Genomic DNA, 21259 nt, shown 5'->3' on the forward strand with positions numbered 1-21259 from the left:
GGCGCCATGTCCGAATACCGCGACAACCCGGCAGCCATCCGCGCCCTGGTACGCGACACCGAGGTGCACAAGGACTGCTACATCCATCCCGAGGTCTTTGCACTGGAGATGGAGCAACTGTTCGCCAACACCTGGGTCTACGTGGGCCACGCCAGCCAGGTGCCTCAGCCCGGCGACTACTTCGCGACCACCGTGGGCGACCAGCCGGTGGTGATGGTGCGCCACACCGACCAGAGCATCAAGGTGCTGTACAACCGCTGCGCGCACAAGGGGGTCAAGGTCGCGCCCGACGGCTGCGGCAGCACCGGCAAGTTTTTCCGCTGCCCCTACCATGCCTGGACCTACCGCACCGACGGCAAGCTGCTGTCCATCCCGCTGAAGAAGGGCTACGAGAACACCGGCCTGGAAAGCTGCGAGGCCAGCAAGGGCCTGGCCGCCGTGAGCGCGGTGCAGGTGTACCGCGACTTCGTCTTCTGCCGGCTGAACCCAGAGGGCATGGGCTTCGAAGAATTCTTCGGTCCCTCGCTCTCGACGCTGGACAACATGGTCGACCGCTCCCCCGAGGGCCGGCTCGAGGTGGCCGGCGGCGTGATGCGCTACATGCACCGCTGCAACTGGAAGATGCTGGTCGACAACCAGACCGACACTTGCCACCCCATGGTCGCGCACGAGTCCTCGGCCGGCACGGCCGTTAAGGTCTGGGAGAACGCGCCGGAGGGCACGCCCAAGCCCATGGCGGTGGAGCTGTTCGCGCCCTTCGTGAACCCCTACGAGTTCTTCGAGAACATGGGCATCCGTGTCTGGCCCAACGGCCACGGCCACACCGGCGTCAGCGACTCCATCCACGCCGCCTATTCGCCTGCGCCCGGCTACTGGGAGAGCATGGTCGCTACCTACGGCGAGGAGCGCGCGGAGGCCATCCTCGGCGATGTGCGTCACAACACCGTGTACTTCCCCAACATTATGGTCAAGGGTCCGATCCAGACGCTGCGCATCTTCCGCCCGCTGGCGGCCGACCGCACGCTGGTGGAGAGCTGGACCTTCCGACTAGTGGGTGCGCCAGATCTGCTGCTGGAGCGCACGCTGATGTACAACCGCCTGGTCAACGCGCCCACCTCGGTCGTCGGCCACGACGACCTGGAGATGTACGAACGCGCCCAGCAGGGCCTGGCCTCGCGCGGCTCGCAGTGGGTGAATGTGGGCCGGCTGTTCGACCCGGCCGAAAAGGCGCAGGAAGACGCGCAAGCAGGGGCCGTGACCAACGGCACCAACGAATGGCAGATGCGCAGCCAGATGCGCGCCTGGGTGCGCTTCATGACGGCCGGCATGCGCGAAGGAGCGGCGGCATGAGCCGCCAGCGCAACGGCCTGGCGCCGCACCGGCTGCGGGGCGCCGCAGGCTTGGGCCTGTGCGTCGCGCTGCTGGCCGGCTGCGTGGGCTCCGCGCCGAGCGTATCGGACCGCACGGTCGTGATCAAGCGCGACAGCCATGGGGTGCCGCATGTCTACGCCAAGGACACCTACGGCCTCTTCCACGGCTTCGGTTACGCGGTCGCCGAGGACCGGCTCTACCAGCTCGAGATGGCCAAGCGCTCGGGCAACGGCAGCGTGGCAGAGGTGCTGGGGCCGAGCTACGTGGCCACCGACACCGCCACGCGCTCGAACATCGACCCGGCCAGCATCCGGCGCCAGCTCGATGCGCTGGGCGCGGACGACCGCGCCATGTTCGAGGGCTATGCGGCCGGCGTCAACGCCCGCATCCGCGACGTGCTGGCCGACCGGGGCAAGCTGCTGCCGCGGCAGTTCATCGACAACGGTTTCCTGCCCGTGGACTGGACGGCCGACGACGTCGCCCTGGTCTGGATAGGCCTCATCCTGAACCGCTTCTTCGCCGGCACGGTCGAGCTGGGCAACCTGACCCTGCTGCAGCAGCTGCAGGCCGCGCGCGGCGATGCCGCCGGCCAGGCGCTCTACGAGCAGATGCGCTGGCTGGAGGACCCCACCGCGCCGACCATCGTGCCGCCCGGCACCGGGCGCGCGTCGGTGGCCCGGCGGGGGTCCGGTGCCGGCCGGCTGGCACCCGTCTCGGCCCAGGCAGCCGCCGATTTCCAGGCGGCGCAGGCCGTCCGCCTGGGCCTGGAGGCGGCGCAGCAGATGCCGACCGCCAGCAACGCCATGGTGCTGGCGCCGCAGCGCACCCGCGAGGGCGCGGCGGTGCTCTACAACGGCCCGCAGCAGGGCTTCAACAACCCGTCCTTCGTGCATGGCATCGGCCTGCATGGCGCCGGCTACGACCTGACGGGCGCCACGCCCGTGGGCCTGCCGGCGGTGCTCTTCGGCACTAACGGCCGCATCGCCTGGGGCTCCACGGTGGGCTCGCTCGACACCAACGATCTCTACCAGGAAGCGCTGAATCCCGCCAACCGATACGAGTACCGCTACCAGGGTGCCTACCGGCCCATGGCGCTGCGCACCGACGAAATCCGCGTCAAGGGCGAGGCGCCGCGTCGCATTGACATCTATGCCACCGTGCATGGCTTCGTGCAGAGCTGGGACCTGGCCAACGGCCGCGCCTACACGCTGCGCAGCAGCTGGCAGGGGCGCGAGGTCGAGACCCTGCTGGGCTGGGCGCAGGCCGCGCGGGCGCGCGACTGGCCGCAGTTCCTGGCGCAGGGTGCCCGCGTCAGCGCCTCCATCACCTGGTTCTATGCCGACGTGGCCGGCAACATCGGCGCCGTCGGCCTGGGCAGCCTGCCGCAGCGGCCCGCGGGGCAGGACATCCGCTTCCCGGCGCGCGGCGACGGCAGCATGGAGTGGCAGGGCCTGCTGCCGTTCAGCGCCAACCCGCGCAGTTACAACCCGGCGCAGGGCTACCTGGCGAGCTGGAACAACCAGATCGCCGAAGGCCTGCGTGCCGACGGCGCCAACTTCTCGCACGTGGACCGCGTGGCCGAGCTCCATGCCCAGCTGCGCGACGCGGGCCCGCTGTCGGCCGAGGATATCTGGAAGGTGGCCGAGAACGGCGCGCTGGCCGACCTCAATGCACGCTATTTCGTGCCGCTGATCGCGCACGCGGCGGCCGGCCTGCCGGCCGATGCGCCGGCGCGCCGCGCAGCCGACCTGCTGTCGCGCTGGGACTTCCGCAACCGTGCCGCCGGCGAGGTCTACGATAACAACGCCACCACGGTGCTGCGGGCCTGGCTGGACGCCATGGTGCAGCGGCTGCTGGCGGACGACCTGCCGTCCACGGTGCTCGCCGGCTACACCGGCCTGGGCTACCCCAACCTGACGGCGCGCGGCTCGCCCGGCAGCGTGCAGCCGGCCGCTGCCGCTAAGCTGATCTGGAACGCCTTGAGCGGCCCCGCCGTCGGCGTGCCGCAGCGCTTTGACTTCCTGAACGGCCAGGAGCCGCAGGCCCTGGTCCGGGCGGCGCTGGACGATGCGGTTAACGGGCTGACTCAGCGCCTCGGGCCCGACATGGCCCGCTGGACCACGCCTGTGGTGCGGCACCGTTTCGCCAGCAGCAACGCCATCGGCGTGCCCTGGGCGGGTGCCGACGAGCAGCCGGAGCTGCCTTTGTACCTGAACCGCGGCACGCTGAACTATCGCGTGGTGTTGCGCCCCGGCGCCGTACAGATGTGCTCGGTCGCCGCGCCGGGCCAGAGCGGCTTCGTCGGCCCGGACGGACGCCGCGACCGGCACTATGGCGATCAGCTGGCGCTGTTCCGCGACTTTGGCTGCAAGCCCGAGCGACTGACCCTGGCCGAGGTCGATGCCGACCTGGACAGCACGCGCACGCTGCGCTACTGAGGAGTCTTCTATGACCCAAGCTTCCCCTGCACCGAGCGTCACTGACCAGCAGCTCATCGACTTCGTGCTCGACGAAGCGGCCCTGCTCGACGAGCAGCGCTGGGGCGACTGGCTGGCCCTGTTCACCGAGGATGGCCGCTACTGGATGCCGCTGGCCCACGGCCAGACCGACCCTCTGCTCCATGCCTCGCTGCTGTACGAAGACCGCTTGCTGCTGCAGGTGCGCATCGAGCGCCTGCGGGGCACGCGCACCTTCTCGCAGCAGCCCGCGAGCCGCTGCCACCACCTGCTGCAGATGCCACGCGTGACGGCGCGCGACGATGCGGCCGGCACCTATACCTGCCGCACGGCCTTCCACTACATCGAGACGCGCCAGGACGAGCAGACGCTGTACGCCGGCTGGGCCAGCCACGAGCTGGTGTGGCAGGCCAACGGCGCGCTGCGTATGCGGCTCAAGCGCGTGGACCTGGTGAACTGCGATGCCGCTTTCGGCAACATGCAACTCTTCATGTGAGGCCCCTTGCGATGTCCACTGCCATTGAATCCTTCGCACCTGCCGGCCGCACATTGCCGGCGATGCTGGAGCAACAGTGCCGCCGCTTTCCCGAGCGCACGCTGCTCGTCGCAGGCGATACCCGCTGGCGCTACGCCGACGCGCTGCGCACAGCCCAGGCCATGGGCGCGGTGCTGCAGGCCGCCGGCATCAGTGCCGGCGACCGCGTGGCGCTGATGTGCGGCAACCGTGCCGAGTTCCTGCAGGCCTTCCTGGGCTGCGCCTGGATCGGCGCCGTCACCGTGCCGGTCAACACCGCCGCGCGCGGTGCCACGCTGCGGCACATCCTGGCCAACTCGGGCGCCCGGCTGTTCGTAGCCGAGGCCGAAGGGCTGGCGGCGCTGCGCGGGTTGGAAGACCGTGATGGTCTGCCACTGGAGCGCGTATGGCGCATAGACGCGCCGCAGGAACCCGGCACCGAGCCTTTTCCGGCACCGGGTGATGCGCTGGTGGATGCCGCACCAGTGCAGCCTGGTGACACGCTGGCCATCCTCTACACCTCGGGCACGACGGGTCTCTCGAAGGGCGTGTGCTGCCCGCATGCGCAGTTCTACTGGTGGGGCCGGCATACCGCCGAGCTGCTGGAGTTGGGCGATGGCGAGGTGCTGCTGACCACGCTGCCGCTGTTCCACACCAACGCGATGAACGCCTTCTTCCAGGCCCTGCTGACCGGCTCCACGCTAGTGGTGGAGAAGCGCTTCTCGGCCTCGGGCTTCTGGGCCGCGCTGGTGCGGCACCAGGCCACGGCCACCTATGTGCTGGGCGCGATGGTGCCAATCCTGCTGTCCAAGGAAGCGACGCCGCACGACCGCGCACACCGCGCGCGCATTGCGCTGGCGCCCGGCGTTCCGCCACGCTTTCATGCGCAGTTCAGCGAGCGCTTCGGCATGCGCCTGCTCGACGGCTATGGCTCTACCGAGAGCAACTTCGTCATCGGCCTTGATGCCGAGCAGCGCCCCGGCAGCATGGGCCGCATCGTGCCGGGCTTCACTGCCCGGGTGGCCGACGAGCACGACGAGGACGTGCCGCCTGGCACGCCCGGCGAGCTGCTGCTGCGCGCCGACGAGCCTTTCGCCTTCGCCACCGGCTATTTCGGCATGGCAGACAAGACCGTGGAAGCCTGGCGCAACCTGTGGTTCCACACCGGCGACCGCGTGGTGCGCGATGCCGACGGCTTCTTCACCTTCCTCGACCGGCTCAAGGACGCGATCCGCCGGCGCGGCGAGAACATTTCATCCTACGAGGTCGAGCAGGTGCTGCTCAGCCACCCGGCCGTGGCCGTGGCGGCGGTGTTTCCGGTGAAGAGCGAGCTGGCCGAGGACGAGGTCATGGCCGCCATCGTGCCGCGCGAAGGCGCCGCGCTGGACCCGGTGGAGCTGGTGCGCTTCTGCGAGCCGCGCATGGCGTATTTCGCGGTGCCGCGCTACCTCGAGTTCATGGCCGCGTTGCCCGCCACCGAGAACGGCAAGGTGCAGAAGTTCAAGCTGCGCGAGCGCGGCATCACCGCGCAGACCTGGGACCGCGAGGCGGCCGGCATCCGGCTCAAGCGCTGACCCCGAAGGAGCTTCCATGCGAGCTTTGCCCTTCCTGAAACGATCTTTGGCCCTGCTGCTGTGCAGCGCCTGCCTGGTCTGCGGCGTGGCGGCGCAGGATGCCTATCCCGGCAAGCCTATCCGCATCATCGTGCCCTTTCCGCCCGGCGGCGGCAGCGACCTTGTGGCCCGCACCGTGGCGGCGCGCCTGGGCGAGCGCTGGAAGGTGCCCGTCATGGTGGACAACAAGCCCGGCGGCAACACCATCATCGCTGCCGAGGCGGCCGCCAAGGCGGCGCCAGACGGCTACACGCTGTTCGTGGCCATCGATTCCACGCTGGCCATGAACCAGAGCCTGTACGGCAAGCTGCCCTACGACCCGGCCAGGAGCTTTGCGCCGGTGACGCTGGCCATCACCATGCCCATGGTGCTGGCGGCGCACCCGTCGGTCAGTGCGCGCACGGTGTCCGAGTTGCTGGTGGCGGCGCGTGCGCAGCCCGGCAAGCTGGCCTATGCGCATGGCGCCATGCCGGCGCAGGTGGCGGGTGAGGTCTTCAAGAGCGCGACCGGCGCGGACCTGCTGGCCGTGCCCTACAAGGGTGGCGCGCCAGCGATGACGGATACGGTGGGCGGCCAGGTGCCGCTGATCTTCGATGCGCTGGGCCCGGCTATGCCCTACATCAAGGGCGGCAAGGTGCGTGCGCTGGCGGTGACTAGCGCGCAGCGCAACCCGCTGCTGCCCGACGTCCCCACGCTGGCCGAATCCGGCGTGCCCGGCATCGATCTGCTGACCTGGATCGGCTTCGTGGTGCCGGCCGGCACGCCCCAGCCCGTCATAGCCAAGCTGCACCAGGAATTGGCCAGCATCCTGCAGATGCCGCAGACGCGCGAGCTGTTGTCCGGCGTGGGCATGACGGTGGTGGCCGGCACGCCCGAGCAGTTCGCGCAGACCATCCAGGGCGACACCCAGAAATTCGGTCGCATCATCCGCGCGGCCGGCATCAGGCTGGACTGAACATGACCGCATACATCCGACGCAGGGGCTACGAGGGCGTGGCGCTGGCCGTGCCCGTCACTGTGCCCTACGAACGCTACTCCATCCATGGCGCGCACTGGTTTCTGGGCCAGGCCGTGCGTGGCCTGCTGCAGGGCAGCGGGCTGGCCAAGGAGCAGATCGACGGCCTCACGGTCAGCAGCTTCTCGCTGGCGCCCGACACGGCTGTGGGCGTGACCCAGCACCTGGGCCTGTCGCCGCGCTGGCTGGACCACATCCCCACCGGCGGCGCCTCGGGCGTGATGGCGCTGCGCCGCGCGGCCCGCGCCGTGCAGTGCGGCGACGCCGAGGTGGTGGCCTGCGTGGCGGCCGATACCAACCATGTGGATTCGTTCCGCCAGACGCTGGGCGCGTTCAGCGACTTCGCCCGCGACGCCAGCTATCCCTATGGCGCGGGCGGGCCGAACTCGATGTTCGCCTTCATCACCGCCAGCTATATGCGCCGCTACGGCGCGCATCGCGAGGATTTCGGCCGCATCGCGGTGGCCCAGCGGGCGAACGCGCTGCGCAACCCCAACGCACTGTTCAAGAAGCCGCTGACCCTCGATGAGTACATGGCGGCGCGGCCGATCTCCGATCCCATACACCTGTTCGACTGCGTGATGCCCTGCGCCGGCGCCGAGGCCTTCCTGGTGATGGCGCCCGAGCGAGCGCGCGACCTGGGTCTGCCGCATGTGCTGCTGCGCGGCGCCATTGAGCGCCACAACGCCTATGCCGACGACCCGGTGATGCTGCGCGGCGGCTGGCGCATGGACTGCGCCGATCTGTATGCCCAGGCCGGCTTCGCGCCGCAGGACATCGACCTGCTGCAGACCTACGACGACTACCCGGTGATCGCGATGATGCAGATTGAGGACCTGGGCTTCTGCGACAAGGGTGAGGGCCCGGCCTTCGTGCGCGGGCACGACCTGACGTATGCCGGCGACTTTCCGCACAACACCAGCGGCGGCCAGCTCTCGTGTGGGCAGGCGGGCGCGGCTGGCGGCTTTCTCGGCATGACGGAGACTCTGCGCCAGCTCACCGGCCAGGCCGGCGAGCGCGGCGTGGCGGGCGCGCGCACCGGGCTGGTGGGCGGATTCGGCATGGTGACCTACGACCGCTGCCTGTGCACCGGGGCGGTGATCCTGGAGACAAGCGAATGAAAGACCCCCACGTTCGGCACTGCGTGTGCTCACTGCCCCCCGAGGGGGCGCGGCGCTCTCCTAGGGGCGGCCCGGCGGAGGCGCCATGACCATGCCCTTCATCAAGCCCCCGCGCAAGAACCCGGTGCTGCGCACCCCGCAGATCAACCTGCCGCCAGCCGCGCGCGGCCGCGTGGCGCTGGGCCTCACCGCTGCGGCGGCCGAAGGCCGCTTCGCGCTGCAGGTCTGCGCCGACTGCGGCGCCGTGCAGTACCCGCCGCGCGAGGCCTGCCACCGCTGCCTGTCGCCCGAGCTGCCCTGGCAGCTGCAAAGCGGCGCAGGCGAGCTGCTGGCCATGACCACGCTGGCGCACAGCAACGACCTGTACTTCCGCGAGCGTCTGCCCTGGCGCCTGGGCATGGTGCGGCTCGACGCCGGCCCCAGCGTCATGGTGCATCTGCATGGCGAGGTGGGAGCTGCGCCCTGCCGCGTGCGGGTGCAGGCGCATCTCGACCGCGCCGGCCAGGCGGTGCTGATCGGATACCCCGAGAAAGGAACGGAGAACATGGCTGACGACCCCATGCTGCGCGAGATGGCCAGCGACCCGAAGTACCGCAAGGTGCTGGTGACGGACGGCAAGTCCGCCACCGGCCAGGCCGTGGTCCGCGCCCTGGTCAAGGCCGGTGCCGACCTCGTCTGGGTCGGCCATGCAGAGCCCTGGAAGCAACTGCCCGGCCTGGCGGAGCTGGCGGCCCTGCCGCAGGTCACGCTGGTGCCGCTGGATGTGACCGACGAGCGCTCGGTCGGCACGCTGGCCGGTCAGATCGGCGGCAAGGTCGACATTGTGGTCAACACGGCCGAGCTGCACCGCAGCTTTGGCATCGCGGCGCGGCGCGGCACCGACGTGGCCAAGGCAGAGATGGAGGTCAACTACCTCGGCCTGCTGCGGCTGGCGCAGTGCTTTGGCCCGGCGCTCAAAGGCCGCTCGGCGGATGGTGCCACGCATGCAACGGCCTGGGTCAACCTGCTGTCCATCTATGCGCTGGCCAACTTCCCGCCGCATGGCACCTTCTCGGCCTCCAAGGCCGCGGCGCTGTCGCTGGCGCAGTGCCTGCGCGCCGAGATGCGGCCCGCGGGCATCCGCGTGGTCAACGTCTTCCCCGGACCCATCGACGACGAATGGAACCAGAACCTGCCGCCCCCGAAGCTGGCGCCGGCGGCGCTGGCCTCGGCCATCGTCAAGGCGCTGAAGGACGGCGTGGAGGACATCTATCCCGGCGACGTCGCCCAGGAATGGCTGGAGCGCTGGCGCCACAACCCCAAGGTACTGGAGCGCGAAATCGCCGCTGGAGGATATTGACATGCAGACCCCCCTCGAACTCCTCGGCGGCATGGCGCTCGCCCTCGCCACCGGCCGCATCCGCATCGTCGACCTGACGCAGACGCTGAGCCCCGACTTCCCCGCCATCGCGCTGCCGCCCGAGATGGGCCAGTGCCAGCCCTTCCGCATCGAGCAGATCTCGGCCTACGACGAGCGCGGCCCCGGCTGGTACTGGAACAACTTCTCCTGCGGCGAGCACACGGGCACGCACTTCGACGCGCCCATCCACTGGATCTCGGGCCGCGACCTGCCCAACAACGCGGTGGACAGCATCCCGGCGCAGCACTTCATCGCGCCGGCCTGCGTGATCGACTGCAGCGCCCAGGCCGCGGCCGACCCGGACTACCTGATGGGCGTGGCCGACATCGAGCGCTTCGAGGCCGCGCACGGCCGCATCCCCGAAGGCCACTGGGTGCTGATGCGCACCGACTGGGCGCGGCGCTGGTCGCAGGCGCGTGATGCCGAGGCCTTCCAGAACTTCGACGCCAGTGGCCAGCACACGCCGGGGCCGGACACCGAGGCTGTGCGCTTCCTGGTCGAGCAGCGCGGCGTGCTGGGCTTCGGCACCGAATCCATAGGCACCGACGCCGGCCAGGGCTACCACCTGCGCCCGCCGTACCCTTGCCATTCGCTGATGCACGGCGCCGGCAAGTACGGCCTGCAGTGCCTCACCAACCTCGACCAGTTGCCGCCCACCGGCGCGCTGGTGGTGGCGGCGCCCTTGAAGATCGAGAACGGCAGCGGCAGCCCGCTGCGCGTGCTGGCACTGGTGGAGGGCAAGGCATGAAAGCGAACACGAGCGCCGCACGGCCGCCCGAAGGCGCGAGCGCCCCCTTGGGGAGCAGCGAACCTCGCGCAGCGGGGAGCGTGGGGGCCAACAAGATCGCGGCGGTGACGGGTGGCAGCGCCGGCATCGGAAAGGTCATCTGTGAACAACTGCTGGAGCAGGGCTACGAAGTCGTCTCGCTGGCGCGGCGGCGCACCGAGATCGACCACCCCCGGCTGCACAGCATCGAGGTCGACCTGGCCGACCGCGCCGCCACGGCCGAGGCCGTGCAGGCCATGGTGCGGCGGCACGAGGTCACCACCATCGTGCACAACGCCGGTGTGATCCGCGCCGCGCTGCTGCCCGACGTGAAGCTCAGTGACCTGGATGCGCTGGTCGACCTGCACCTGGGCTGCGCTGTGCAGATGCTGCAGGCGGCGCTGCCGGCCATGCGCGCGCGCCGGTTCGGCCGCGTGGTGCTGCTGTCGTCGCGCGCCGCGCTGGGCCTGGCCACGCGCACCAGCTACTCGGCCACCAAGGCCGGCATGCAGGGCATGGCGCGTACCTGGGCGCTGGAGCTGGCGCCCGAGGGCATCACCGTCAACGTGGTCGCGCCCGGGCCCATCCGCACCGACATGTTCTACGACGTGGTGGAGCAGGGCAGCGACCGCGAGCGCCAGCTCGCCGCCTCGGTGCCCGTGCGCCGGCTCGGCGAGTCGGCCGACGTGGCGCGCGCCGTCGGCTTCTTCGCCGATGCGGCCAACAGTTTCGTCACCGGCCAGGTGCTCTACGTCTGCGGCGGCACCAGCGTCGGCAGCCTGGCACTGTAGGACCATTTCCAGGAGCATATTGATGGCCTCACGTTTTCACTATCCACGCCGCCGAGACCTGCTGGCTTTGGCAGGGGCTATGACCATGGTCGGCACTCCGGCGCTGTCCCAGGCTGTCTGGCCCGGCAAGCCCGTACGCTTTGTTGTGGCTTTTCCTCCGGGAGGATTGGCCGATGTGCTGATGCGCCTGCTGGTACCTCAACTGAGCGAAGCGCTTGGTCAGCCTGTGATTATCGACAACCGTAGCGGTGCCAGCGGTAATGTCGCTGCAGTGGAGGTGGCACGCAACGGCAGCGATGGCCGCACTTTCCTGGTCAACGTGACCACGCTGGAGTCGGTCAATCCATTGATGTTCGAGCGCATGCCGATCCAGCCTGCTAAGGACCTGCAGCATGTGGCGCTACTGGCCAATACCCAGTTGTTTTTGGTGACGCGGCCAACGCTGGCGCCGGACACGCTGGCCGAATTCGTGGCTTATGCGAAGGCCAACCCCGGCAAGCTCAGCTACGGATCGGCCGGCAACGGCACCACGCCGCATGTGGGCGGTGAGCTGTTCAAGCAGGCGGCGGGCATCACCGCGGCGCACATTCCCTATCGGGGGGCAGCGCCGGCAATCCAAAGCGTGATGGCCGGCCAGGTCGACTATGCGCTGGTGCCAGGCACGGTATTTCCCAGTGTAAAGGCCGGCAAGCTCAAGCTGCTGGCCGTGGCAAGCCGACGTCGGCCATCCTATGCTGCCGATGTGTCCACGATTGAGGAGGCTGGTTTTGGCAAAGTCTACGTGGACACGCCGTTTGCGGTCTATGCGCCAGCAGCGATGCCAGCGGCCCATGTGATGCGCATGAACCGCGAACTGAACAAGTTGCTCGCGCAGCCTGTCATCAAAGCCCGGTTTGCAGAGGTCGGAGCCGAACCAATGACGCTGTCGCCCGCTGAACTGACGGCCATGGTCGGCGAGGAAGCGGCGTTGTTTGGTCCTATCGTGAGGACGCAGGGCATCAAGGCGGATTGAAGTGAATCCGCCTCTCAGCCCGGAGGCAGGTGTAGTTCGATGATGCGCCGTAGCGTGACCTTGAGCGCTTCGGCGCGCTTGAGGCCGAAGGGCTGCAGCACTCGCAACTCGTGCTCCTTGGCCTTGCGGATCAGGTCGGCCACAATAGTTTGGCCGGCCGGCGCGATGCGCACCATGGTGAGACGTCGGTCGGTATCGTGCGCGAAGCGCTCCACATAGCCCTTGGCTTCCATGCGATCAAGAAGGCGCGTGACAGTTGGCTGCTTGCTGACCGAGATCTGCGCCAGGCGGCCGGTGCTGATGCCGGAGGTGCCTGTCAGCGAGGCTAGGATTCGCCACTCGGTGATTGAGAAGCCCTCGGACTCGACCACTGTATGGAATTCAGCTGAAATTAGCTTGCTGGCCTGCGCTAGCAGCGCCGGCAGATAGTCTTCAACAAAAGGCATGGGAGGCAGCGCATGCGCCTCCTGTGAATCCTGATCCATACTGGTACCCACGTCGCCCGAGGACATCAAACGTCGATATTCCCCGCCCGCAGCGCGTTGTCTTCGATGAAGTTGCGGCGCGGTTCGACCTCGTCGCCCATGAGCATGGTGAAGACGCGGTCGGCTTCAATGGCGTCGCCGATCTTGACCTGCAGCAGGCTGCGGACGTTGGGGTCCATGGTGGTTTCCCAGAGCTGCTCGGGGTTCATTTCACCCAGACCCTTGTAGCGCTGGCGACCCGTGGTGCGCTCGGCTTCGGAGATCAGCCAGGCCATGGCCTGACGGAAGTCGCCGACCTTTTCGGTCTTGGCCTTCTCGCCTTCGCCGCGCGTGACCTTGGCGCCTTCGCCCAGCAGGCCGACGAAGTTCTGCGCTTCGTCGGACAGGGCGGCGTAGTCATGGCTGCGCACGAACTCCTGGGTCAGGATGGAGCTCTTGATATTGCCGTGGTGATGGCGGCTGATGCGCAGGATGGGGTGCTCGCTGTTGGGGTCGATCTCGGCCGTCACATCGGCGGGAACGCCGGTGGTGGTCAGCTCGCGCAGCTTGGCTTCGAGAATCGGGGCGCACTCCTGGGCTTCCTCGATGGTGTCGAGCTTGATCTGCACGCCGTCGGCAATGGCGCGCAGGGCTTCGGCATCCATGAAGTTGGACAGGCGCTCGATGACGGTTTCGGCGGCCAGGTGCATGTTGGCCAGCTTGGCCAGTTCTTCGTCTTCGACGGTGCGCGGATTGTCGCCGCCGGTGTTCACGCTGGCATGGTTCAGCGCGATCTTGAGCAGGTATTTGTTGAGGGCCGGGCCGTCTTTGAGGTAGAGCTCTTCCTTGCCGTTCTTGACCTTGTACAGCGGCGGCTGGGCGATGTAGATATGGCCGCGCTCGACCAGATCGGGCATCTGGCGGTAGAAGAAGGTCAGCAGCAGAGTTCGGATGTGGGCGCCGTCCACGTCCGCGTCGGTCATGATGATGATGCGGTGGTAGCGCAGCTTGTCGGGGTTGTAGTCGTCGCTGCTGCTCTTGCCCGAGTCTTCGCTGACCTTGCCGATGCCGGTGCCCAGGGCCGTGATCAGGGTGATGATTTCCTGGCTGGACAGCAGCTTTTCGTAGCGGGCCTTTTCCACGTTCAGGATCTTGCCGCGCAGCGGCAGGATGGCCTGGAACTTGCGATCGCGACCCTGCTTGGCGGAGCCGCCGGCGGAGTCACCCTCGACGATGTAGATTTCGCACAGCGCAGGATCTTTTTCCTGGCAGTCGGCCAGCTTGCCGGGCAGGCCCATGCCGTCGAGCACGCCCTTGCGGCGCGTCATTTCGCGGGCCTTGCGCGCGGCTTCACGGGCACGCGCGGCCTCGATGATCTTGCCGCAGAGGATCTTGGCGTCGTTGGGGTTTTCTTCGAGGAAGTCGGTCAGGCTCTTGGCCACGATGTCTTCCACGGGCGCACGGACTTCGGAGCTGACCAGCTTGTCCTTGGTCTGGCTGGAGAACTTGGGCTCGGGCACCTTGACGCTGAGCACGGCGCACAGGCCTTCGCGCATGTCGTCGCCGGAGACTTCGACCTTGGCCTTCTTGGCCATTTCGTTGTCGGCGATGTATTTGCCGATCACGCGGGTCATGGCCGCGCGCAGGCCGGTCAGGTGGGTGCCGCCGTCACGCTGGGGAATGTTGTTGGTGAAGCACAGCACCTGTTCGGCATAGCTGTCGTTCCACTGCATGGACACTTCGACACCGATTTCGGTGCCGGGAATGCCGCCATAGGTTTCCGCAGGGCGCGAGCCGTTGGCATGGAAGGTGGTGGGGTGCAGCACCTTCTTGGTGCCGTTGATGAACTGCACAAAGCCCTTGACGCCGCCGGCGCCCGAGAAGTCGTCTTCCTTGCCGTCGCGCTCGTCCTTCAAGCGGATGCGCACGCCGTTGTTCAGGAAGGACAGCTCGCGCAGGCGCTTGGCCAGAATTTCGTAGCGGAACTCGAAGTTCTCCTTGAAGATTTCCTGGTCGGGCAGAAAGTGCACCTTGGTGCCGCGCTTGTCGCTGGCACCGACCACGCGCATGGGCGAGACTTCGGCGCCGTCCACGACTTCGATCAGGCGGTTTTGCACAAAGCCGCGCGAGAAGTCGATCTCGTGGCGTCGGCCGTCGCGGCTGACGGTGAGCTTGAGCCAGACGGACAGCGCGTTCACGCAGGACACGCCCACGCCGTGCAGGCCGCCCGAGACCTTGTAGCTGTTCTGGTTGAACTTGCCGCCGGCGTGCAGCTCGGTCAGCGCGATTTCGGCAGCCGAGCGCTTGGGCTCGTGCTTGTCGTCCATCTTCACGCCGGTGGGAATGCCGCGGCCGTTGTCGATGACGGACAGCGAGCCGTCGGCATGGATGGTGACCAGAATGTCGTCGCAGTAGCCGGCCAGCGCTTCGTCGATGGAGTTGTCCACGACCTCGAAGACCAGGTGGTGCAGACCGGTGCCGTCCGAGGTGTCACCGATGTACATGCCTGGGCGCTTGCGCACCGCCTCCAGGCCTTCCAGGATCTGGATTGCGCCTTCGCCATAGCCGCCTGCATCTGCGGCGGTCTGGGTGTCTGGCTTGTTCTCTTCGGTCATGAAATTACCTTGCTGCTACAAGATCAGGAGCTGTTGGCGCCTGACCTGCATAACTTTCAAATGAATACTTGCCTGAAATCATTACAGGACGAGCGGTAGCTGCTCCTGTTATTTCAGGCAATGAAATGGCTGGCTGCGTTCGGTCCACTCAGATGCGCATGGGCATCACGACGTACTTGAAGCTTTCGTTCTCGGGGATGGTGACCAGCGCCGAGCTGTTGCCGTCCTGCAGATCGATCTTGACCATGTCCTGGCTCATATTGGTGAGCACATCGATCAGATAGGTCACGTTGAAGCCGATCTCGATGGTGTCGCCACCGTAGTCGATGTCGAGTTCGTCCATGGCCTCTTCCTGCTCGGCGTTGTTGGACGCCACGCGCAGCGTGCCGGGCTCGACCGACAGGCGCACGCCCTTGAACTTGTCGCTGGTCATGATGGCCGTGCGCTGCAGCGATGCCAGCAGCGGGGCGCGGCCCAGGGTCACGCTGTTGGTGTGGTTGCGCGGGATGACTCGGTTGTAGTCGGGGAACTTGCCCTCGACCAGCTTGGTCACGAACTCCATGCCGCCAAAGGTGAACTTGGCCTGGTTGTTGGCAAACTGCATCTCGATGACGGGCTGGTTTTCGCCGCTGGCGTCCGACAGCAGGCGCTGCAGCTCCAGCACGGTCTTGCGCGGCAGAATCACTTCCTGCTTGATGGGCACTTCCACGTCCAGCGTGGCGCTGGCCCAGGCCAGGCGGTGGCCGTCGGTGGCCACCAGGCTCAGGGTGTTGCCTTCGGCGACGAACAGAATGCCGTTGAGGTAGTAGCGGATGTCCTGCACGGCCATGGCAAAGGAGACCTGGCCCAGCAGGTCCTTGAGCACTTTTTGCGGCACGCTGAAGGCGGGGCCGAAGGCGGCCGATTCCTGCACCAGCGGGAAGTCTTCGGCGGGCAGGGTCTGCAGCGTGAAGCGGCTCTTGCCGCCTTTCAGAATCATCTTGGACTGCTGCGTCTCCAGGCTCACGGTCTGGTCGCCGGGCATGGTCTTCAGGATGTCGATCAGCTTGCGGGCACCGATGGTAGTGGTGAAGTCGCCGGCGTCGCCGCCCAGCTCGGCCGTGGTGCGGATCTGGATTTCCAGATCGCTGGTTGTCAGCTGCAGTGCATTGCCGGTCTTCTTGATCAGCACATTGGCCAGAATGGGCAGCGTGTGGCGGCGCTCGACAATGCCGGCCACCGATTGCAGGACCGCGAGAACTTTGTCTTGTGTGGCTTTCAGGACGATCATGTCAACCTCAGTGATTTAAGTGCGCATTTGTTTTGACGCGGCGGCATCCGCAGGGCTGGGCGGACGCTCCCTCATGCCGCGTGAATTCCCCATTTTGCCCTGTGTGAGTGACATTCATGGGGGAGTTTTTCAGAGCGTGGTCATGATCTCTACGTCGGCGCGAGCAGATCGTGAACACGCTCTTAACCCTTGAGCGTTTGTTCCAGCACATGCAGCTGCTGGTTCAACTCGGTGTTGGTCTGGCGCTCGCCCGCAATCTTGCGTACGGCGTGCAGCACCGTGGTGTGGTCGCGGCCGCCAAACAGCTCGCCGATCTCGGGCAGGCTTTTTTGCGTCAGCTCCTTGGCCAGGTACATGGCAATCTGGCGCGGCCGGGCAATGCTGGCCGGGCGCTTCTTGCTGTACATGTCGGCCACTTTGATCTTGTAATAGTCAGCCACCGTCTTCTGGATGTTTTCCACAGAAATCTGGCGGTTCTGAATACTGAGCAGATCGCGCAGCGCCTCGCGGGCCAGCTGGATCGACACTTCCTTCTGGTTGAAGCGCGAATAGGCCAGGATCTTGCGCAGCGCACCTTCGAGCTCACGCACGTTGGAGCGCACGTTCTTGGCCACGAAGAAGGCAACTTCCTCGGGCATGTCGGCGTTCTCGGCGCGGGCCTTGTTGATCAGAATCGCCACGCGCATTTCCAGCTCGGGCGGCTCGATGGCCACCGTCAGGCCCGAGTCGAAGCGCGAGACCAGGCGCTCGTGAATATTGGCCAGACCCTTGGGGTAGGTGTCGGACGTCATCACGATATGGCTCTTCTTGGCCAACAGGGCCTCGAAGGCATTGAAGAACTCTTCCTGCGTACGGTCCTTGTTGGCGAAGAACTGCACATCGTCGATCAGCAGCAGGTCGAGCGAGTGGTAGCGTTCCTTGAACTCGTCGAAGGTGCGGCGCTGGTAGGCCTTGACCACATCCGAGACGAACTGCTCGGCGTGGATGTAGAGAATCTTGGCGTCGGGCTTGTCCTTGAGCAGCTGGTTACCCACAGCATGCACCAGGTGGGTCTTACCGAGACCGACACCGCCGTAGATGAACAGCGGGTTGTAGAGATGACCGGGCGAGCCTGCCACATGCATGGCGGCCGAGCGCGCCATACGGTTGGCCGTACCTTCGACCAGCGTCTCGAAGGTGAGGGCCGGGTTCAATCGGGTGCGGAAAACCGGTGCGCTGGCCTCTTCGCTGGTGACGGTAGGCACGGCGACATTGTGCGTTTGCGGCGCAGCCTGCTGAGTCGATGAAGGAGGGCGCACATAAGTACGAACAACGCTTTCCCGCTGAGCAAGTGCTAACTCAAGAGTGACGGGTTGGCCGTAGAGCGACTCCAGCATGGCCGAGATGCGGCCCGCATACTGGGCACGGATCCAGTCCAGCTTGAAGCGGTTGGCCACATAGACGGTGACCTTGGAAAAATCTTCTGCAACGAGTGCCGTCAGCGGCTTGATCCAGGTGTTGAATTGCTGCTCTGGCAGCTCCTGACCCAGTTGCTCAACGCAGACCTGCCACAGGGCCTGGCCTGCATCATTGGTTGGTTCCTCTGTCATTGTCAAAAGTCTAATTGTGGATAGGAGGAACAGTTGCGGGGTTGGTATTGTAGCTTTTGCGGAAGTTATCCACAAAATATCAGAAGGCTGTCCCCGACTCCGGTGCGTTATAGGCTGCACATCCTAATAGATTGGCCGCCTGCTGTTTGTAAAGAATCTCTGGGCCGCGCAGGTGCTTGACGGGATACCCCGCGAGTCCTTAGCAAATTCAAGGGTCATTGCATCAAAGGCGCAACGCTGTGATAATCCCCGGTTTCCCTGAATGTGTTCAGGGTGATATGAGCCGGGCGCCTTTTTTGTGCGCGCGCGCCCAGTTGCTTTAGGCGCTGTGGCGGGTGCTTTGTTCCGTTTGTTGCCTTCTGGTCCGATGACATGCACGGCATGTGAAAAAATATCGGGTTTGGCGGTGACAGTGTGCGGCGCAAAACCGGAATGGTCGGGCGCAGACATGGCGCCTTGCCGACGCAAATACTGAACCTTCTCAAGGAACCAACATGAAACGTACTTACCAACCTTCCAAGATCCGCCGCGCCCGTACCCACGGTTTCCTGGTCCGCATGAAGACCAAGGGTGGCCGTGCCGTGATCAACGCACGTCGCGCCAAGGGCCGCAAGCGTCTGGCCGTCTAAGGCCGGCGTTGGCTAGCGGTCTGCTCATTCGCTGCGCTGAAGGCCTCTGAACGGAGGCTCTCCTATGCAAAGGCTGAAAACGCGTCCGCAATTCCAGGCCACCATGTCCGCGGGCACGATTGCCCGTACCCCGCACTTCGCCCTGCATCGCATGGAGCTGGTGGCCGAGGTTTCCGACATGGTTGCCAACCCCAGGACAGGGCCCGGATCGAACGATCCGCAGGCCCTGTTTGGCATTGGTGCCGTGCGCAAGCAGGCCTGGCTGGGTGCCATGGTGCCCAAGCGCTGGGCACGCCGCTCGGTCACGCGCCACACCATCAAGCGCCAGATCTACGCGGTGTCCTCGGATTACGAGGATGCCCTGCTGTGTGCTTCCTATGTGGTGCGCCTGCGCTCGGGGTTTGACCGTAAGCAATTCGTCAGTGCAACTTCGGATCAGCTCAAGGCAGCGGTCCGCAAGGAACTGCAACAGCTTTTTGCGACCGGGGCGCGCCGCCTGACGCAGGCCCGTCAGACCGCCGAGGCGGAGGTGGATTTGAAGAAGAATTCACCTCAAGTTATTGATGGTAAAGCGCAAGAAGCTACTGATTCAATAGCAAATCAGCCGGAGAACCAGCCATGATGCAGCGACTGCTCATGGCTGTAGTGCGTGGCTACAGGCTGCTGCTCAGTCCCTGGCTGGGCTCGGCCTGTCGCTTCGAGCCGACCTGCTCGGCCTATTCCCTTCAAGCGCTGGAGCAACACGGCGCTGCGGTAGGCTCTTATCTGACGGTGCGCCGGCTGGCGCGTTGTCATCCGTGGTGTGACGGAGGGCATGATCCCGTGCCACAGCAAAAGCCCAGGCTGTTTTCCTTTCTGGACGATGCCTCGGACTCTTCCGCGACCACCCAACCTTCCTCACCTAAGAAGTCTTCATGAACGATATTCGCCGCACCATACTGTGGGTGATATTTGGCTTTTCCATGGTTTTGCTCTGGGACAAGTGGCAAATCCATAACGGCAAAAAGCCCACCTTCTTCCCATCGCCGCAGACGGTCAGCGCGCCTGCTGCGGCCGATGTCAAGCCTGCTGACGTCAGCGTGCCCCAGCCCGCAGCAGCAGCTTCTGCCGGCGATGTGCCCGGTGCCGCCAATGCCGCGGCGCAGCCCGCAGCAGCCGTGACGCCCCGTCAGGACGTGATCGTGGGCAGCGATGTGATGCGTCTGACCTTCGACAGCGAAGGTGGCACGCTGAAAGCTTCCGAGCTGCTCAAGTACTCCGACACCGTGGATGACAAAAAGCTCATGCAGGTGTTCGAGGAAAACGCCAAGCGTGTGTATCTGGGTCAGACCGGCCTGATCGGTGGCAACTTCCCCACGCACAAGACTCCCATGACCGTGATGCCCGGCGAGCGCGAGCTCAAGGACGGTCAGGACAGCGTGCAAGTGCGCTTCGAGTCGGCCGACCAGGGTGGCGTGAAGCTGGTCAAGACCTTCACGCTCAAGCGCGGCTCCTATGCCGTCGATGTGCAGCACGATGTGGTCAACACCGGCTCTGCCGCCGTGAACCCCCAGCTGTACATGCAGCTGGTGCGCGACGGCAACAAGCCCGAGCATGAGTCCACGTTCTACTCCACCTTCACCGGTCCTGCCGTCTATACCGACGCCAAGAAGTACCACAAGGTCGAGTTCAAGGACATCGAAAGCGGCAAGGCCGAGGTCGACAAGGCCTCTCCCAATGGCTTTGTGGCCATGGTGCAGCATTACTTCGCCAGCGCCTGGCTGCTGGCCGACGGCATTCAGCGCGACAACTTCGTGCGCAAGGTGGGCGACAACCTCTATGCAGTGGGCATGATCACGCCCGTGGGCACGGTGGAGCCCGGCCAGACCAAGACCGTGAGCTCGCGCCTGTTCTCCGGTCCTCAGATCGAGCCCATGCTGGAAAAGCTCTCGCCCGGTCTGGAACTGGTCAAGGACTATGGCTGGCTGACGATTCTGGCCAAGCCGCTGTACTGGCTGCTGTCCGAGCTGCACAAGTTCATCGGCAACTGGGGCTGGTCCATCGTGGCCCTGGTGGTGCTGCTGAAGATTGCCTTCTACTGGCTCAACGCCAAGGCTTACTCCTCGATGGCCAAGATGAAGGCCATCAACCCCCGCATTCAGGAAATGCGCGAGCGTCTGAAGGACAAGCCCCAGCAGATGCAGCAGGAGATGATGCGCATCTACCGCGAGGAGAAGGTCAACCCCATGGGCGGCTGCCTGCCCATCGTTATTCAGATCCCTGTCTTCATGGCTCTGTACTGGGTGCTGCAATCCAGCGTGGAAATTCGCAACGCGCCCTGGATTGGCTGGATTCATGACCTTTCGGTGCCGGATCCCTTCTTCATCCTGCCGCTGCTGATGACTCTGTCCTCGCTGCTGCAGACCGCCCTGAACCCCGCTCCTCCTGACCCCATGCAGGCCAAGATGATGTGGATCATGCCGCTGATGTTCAGCGTGATGTTCTTCTTCTTCCCCTCGGGTCTGGTGCTGTACTGGCTGACGAACAACATTCTGTCGATCGCTCAGCAGTGGATCATCAACAAGCGCATGGGCGTGCCGCCTCAGTTCAACCTGCCGAAGTTCGGCAAGGCTGCCGAAGGCAAGTAAGCACGGC

Annotated in this window: 18 protein-coding genes; 14 read left to right on the forward strand and 4 right to left on the reverse strand. The window is 65.8% G+C overall.

Annotated features, from left to right (window positions below; all coding sequences use genetic code 11):
• Positions 1–6: 6 nt before the first annotated feature.
• From EIC84_RS12570 to EIC84_RS12615, 10 genes are all read left to right on the forward strand, one after another.
• The gene (locus EIC84_RS12570) at positions 7–1350 is read left to right on the forward strand and encodes an aromatic ring-hydroxylating dioxygenase subunit alpha (protein ID WP_003065339.1); all 1344 of its coding nucleotides are present in this window, start codon (positions 7–9) and stop codon (positions 1348–1350) included.
• Complete coding sequence (locus EIC84_RS12575; RefSeq protein ID WP_134737314.1) at positions 1347–3809, forward strand: penicillin acylase family protein; 2463 nt, start codon at positions 1347–1349, stop codon at positions 3807–3809. Before EIC84_RS12570 ends, EIC84_RS12575 begins: the two co-directional genes overlap by 4 nt.
• Positions 3810–3819: 10 nt before the next feature.
• Positions 3820–4323, forward strand: coding sequence for an aromatic-ring-hydroxylating dioxygenase subunit beta (locus EIC84_RS12580; RefSeq protein WP_003070864.1), 504 nt, complete (start codon positions 3820–3822; stop codon positions 4321–4323).
• A gap of 11 nt (positions 4324–4334) precedes the next feature.
• Positions 4335–5915 (forward strand): ATP-dependent acyl-CoA ligase, encoded by a 1581-nt coding sequence (locus tag EIC84_RS12585; protein WP_003070863.1) that lies wholly within the window; start codon positions 4335–4337, stop codon positions 5913–5915.
• 16 nt (positions 5916–5931) lie between these two features.
• Positions 5932–6909, forward strand: coding sequence for a tripartite tricarboxylate transporter substrate binding protein (locus EIC84_RS12590; protein ID WP_034363498.1), 978 nt, complete (start codon positions 5932–5934; stop codon positions 6907–6909).
• A gap of 2 nt (positions 6910–6911) precedes the next feature.
• Positions 6912–8090, forward strand: a complete 1179-nt coding sequence (locus tag EIC84_RS12595; protein ID WP_003070859.1) for a thiolase family protein — start codon at positions 6912–6914, stop codon at positions 8088–8090.
• Positions 8091–8175: 85 nt separating this feature from the next.
• The gene (locus EIC84_RS12600) at positions 8176–9429 is read left to right on the forward strand and encodes an SDR family NAD(P)-dependent oxidoreductase (RefSeq protein ID WP_134737315.1); all 1254 of its coding nucleotides are present in this window, start codon (positions 8176–8178) and stop codon (positions 9427–9429) included.
• 1 nt (position 9430) lies between these two features.
• Positions 9431–10237 (forward strand): cyclase family protein, encoded by an 807-nt coding sequence (locus EIC84_RS12605; RefSeq protein ID WP_003064805.1) that lies wholly within the window; start codon positions 9431–9433, stop codon positions 10235–10237.
• Between the two features lie 80 nt (positions 10238–10317).
• The gene (locus EIC84_RS12610) at positions 10318–11046 is read left to right on the forward strand and encodes an SDR family oxidoreductase (protein WP_003064804.1); all 729 of its coding nucleotides are present in this window, start codon (positions 10318–10320) and stop codon (positions 11044–11046) included.
• A gap of 22 nt (positions 11047–11068) precedes the next feature.
• A complete protein-coding gene (locus tag EIC84_RS12615; protein WP_003064803.1) occupies positions 11069–12058 on the forward strand; it encodes a tripartite tricarboxylate transporter substrate binding protein in 990 nt (329 codons plus the stop codon).
• Positions 12059–12072: 14 nt separating this feature from the next.
• Here EIC84_RS12615 and EIC84_RS12620 read toward each other — a convergent pair whose 3' ends face one another.
• From EIC84_RS12620 to dnaA, 4 genes are all read right to left on the reverse strand, one after another.
• Complete coding sequence (locus EIC84_RS12620) at positions 12073–12570, reverse strand: MarR family winged helix-turn-helix transcriptional regulator (protein ID WP_003064801.1); 498 nt, start codon at positions 12568–12570, stop codon at positions 12073–12075.
• On the reverse strand, positions 12570–15137 hold the full coding sequence (gene gyrB / locus EIC84_RS12625; protein ID WP_003064799.1) for a DNA topoisomerase (ATP-hydrolyzing) subunit B: 2568 nt from the start codon (positions 15135–15137) through the stop codon (positions 12570–12572). The genes EIC84_RS12620 and gyrB overlap by 1 nt, the downstream gene beginning before the upstream one ends.
• 148 nt (positions 15138–15285) lie before the next feature.
• On the reverse strand, positions 15286–16407 hold the full coding sequence (dnaN, locus tag EIC84_RS12630; protein WP_003064798.1) for a DNA polymerase III subunit beta: 1122 nt from the start codon (positions 16405–16407) through the stop codon (positions 15286–15288).
• A 182-nt stretch (positions 16408–16589) separates the two neighbouring features.
• The gene (gene dnaA / locus EIC84_RS12635) at positions 16590–17996 is read right to left on the reverse strand and encodes a chromosomal replication initiator protein DnaA (protein WP_003064795.1); all 1407 of its coding nucleotides are present in this window, start codon (positions 17994–17996) and stop codon (positions 16590–16592) included.
• Positions 17997–18490: 494 nt separating this feature from the next.
• On the opposite strand from dnaA, the gene rpmH reads away from it, so the two are divergent.
• The 4 genes from rpmH to yidC all read left to right on the forward strand — a co-directional run bounded on the left by rpmH (position 18491) and on the right by yidC (position 21252).
• A complete protein-coding gene (gene rpmH, locus EIC84_RS12640) occupies positions 18491–18625 on the forward strand; it encodes a 50S ribosomal protein L34 (RefSeq protein WP_003060014.1) in 135 nt (44 codons plus the stop codon).
• 64 nt (positions 18626–18689) lie between these two features.
• Positions 18690–19247, forward strand: coding sequence for a ribonuclease P protein component (locus EIC84_RS12645; protein WP_003064794.1), 558 nt, complete (start codon positions 18690–18692; stop codon positions 19245–19247).
• Complete coding sequence (gene yidD / locus EIC84_RS12650; RefSeq protein WP_003064792.1) at positions 19244–19543, forward strand: membrane protein insertion efficiency factor YidD; 300 nt, start codon at positions 19244–19246, stop codon at positions 19541–19543. Before EIC84_RS12645 ends, yidD begins: the two co-directional genes overlap by 4 nt.
• Positions 19540–21252, forward strand: coding sequence for a membrane protein insertase YidC (yidC, locus tag EIC84_RS12655; protein ID WP_003064791.1), 1713 nt, complete (start codon positions 19540–19542; stop codon positions 21250–21252). Before yidD ends, yidC begins: the two co-directional genes overlap by 4 nt.
• The last annotated feature ends 7 nt before the right edge of the window (positions 21253–21259 follow it).

It is taken from the genome of Comamonas sp. A23, from assembly GCF_004522605.1.
Taxonomy (GTDB): Bacteria; Pseudomonadota; Gammaproteobacteria; order Burkholderiales; family Burkholderiaceae_C; genus Comamonas; species Comamonas thiooxydans.

What these genes read in the sequence shown, in the direction of transcription:
- EIC84_RS12615 (WP_003064803.1), top strand. Translation starts at nt 11,069, where the DNA reads ATGGCCTCACGTTTTCACTATCCACGCCGCCGAGACCTGCTGGCTTTG.
- yidD (WP_003064792.1), top strand. Translation starts at nt 19,244, where the DNA reads ATGATGCAGCGACTGCTCATGGCTGTAGTGCGTGGCTACAGGCTGCTG.
- dnaN (WP_003064798.1), bottom strand. Translation starts at nt 16,407, where the DNA reads ATGATCGTCCTGAAAGCCACACAAGACAAAGTTCTCGCGGTCCTGCAA.
- gyrB (WP_003064799.1), bottom strand. Translation starts at nt 15,137, where the DNA reads ATGACCGAAGAGAACAAGCCAGACACCCAGACCGCCGCAGATGCAGGC.
- EIC84_RS12580 (WP_003070864.1), top strand. Translation starts at nt 3,820, where the DNA reads ATGACCCAAGCTTCCCCTGCACCGAGCGTCACTGACCAGCAGCTCATC.
- EIC84_RS12585 (WP_003070863.1), top strand. Translation starts at nt 4,335, where the DNA reads ATGTCCACTGCCATTGAATCCTTCGCACCTGCCGGCCGCACATTGCCG.
- EIC84_RS12600 (WP_134737315.1), top strand. Translation starts at nt 8,176, where the DNA reads ATGACCATGCCCTTCATCAAGCCCCCGCGCAAGAACCCGGTGCTGCGC.
- EIC84_RS12595 (WP_003070859.1), top strand. Translation starts at nt 6,912, where the DNA reads ATGACCGCATACATCCGACGCAGGGGCTACGAGGGCGTGGCGCTGGCC.
- EIC84_RS12590 (WP_034363498.1), top strand. Translation starts at nt 5,932, where the DNA reads ATGCGAGCTTTGCCCTTCCTGAAACGATCTTTGGCCCTGCTGCTGTGC.
- yidC (WP_003064791.1), top strand. Translation starts at nt 19,540, where the DNA reads ATGAACGATATTCGCCGCACCATACTGTGGGTGATATTTGGCTTTTCC.
- EIC84_RS12645 (WP_003064794.1), top strand. Translation starts at nt 18,690, where the DNA reads ATGCAAAGGCTGAAAACGCGTCCGCAATTCCAGGCCACCATGTCCGCG.
- rpmH (WP_003060014.1), top strand. Translation starts at nt 18,491, where the DNA reads ATGAAACGTACTTACCAACCTTCCAAGATCCGCCGCGCCCGTACCCAC.
- EIC84_RS12605 (WP_003064805.1), top strand. Translation starts at nt 9,431, where the DNA reads ATGCAGACCCCCCTCGAACTCCTCGGCGGCATGGCGCTCGCCCTCGCC.
- EIC84_RS12620 (WP_003064801.1), bottom strand. Translation starts at nt 12,570, where the DNA reads ATGTCCTCGGGCGACGTGGGTACCAGTATGGATCAGGATTCACAGGAG.
- EIC84_RS12575 (WP_134737314.1), top strand. Translation starts at nt 1,347, where the DNA reads ATGAGCCGCCAGCGCAACGGCCTGGCGCCGCACCGGCTGCGGGGCGCC.
- EIC84_RS12570 (WP_003065339.1), top strand. Translation starts at nt 7, where the DNA reads ATGTCCGAATACCGCGACAACCCGGCAGCCATCCGCGCCCTGGTACGC.
- dnaA (WP_003064795.1), bottom strand. Translation starts at nt 17,996, where the DNA reads ATGACAGAGGAACCAACCAATGATGCAGGCCAGGCCCTGTGGCAGGTC.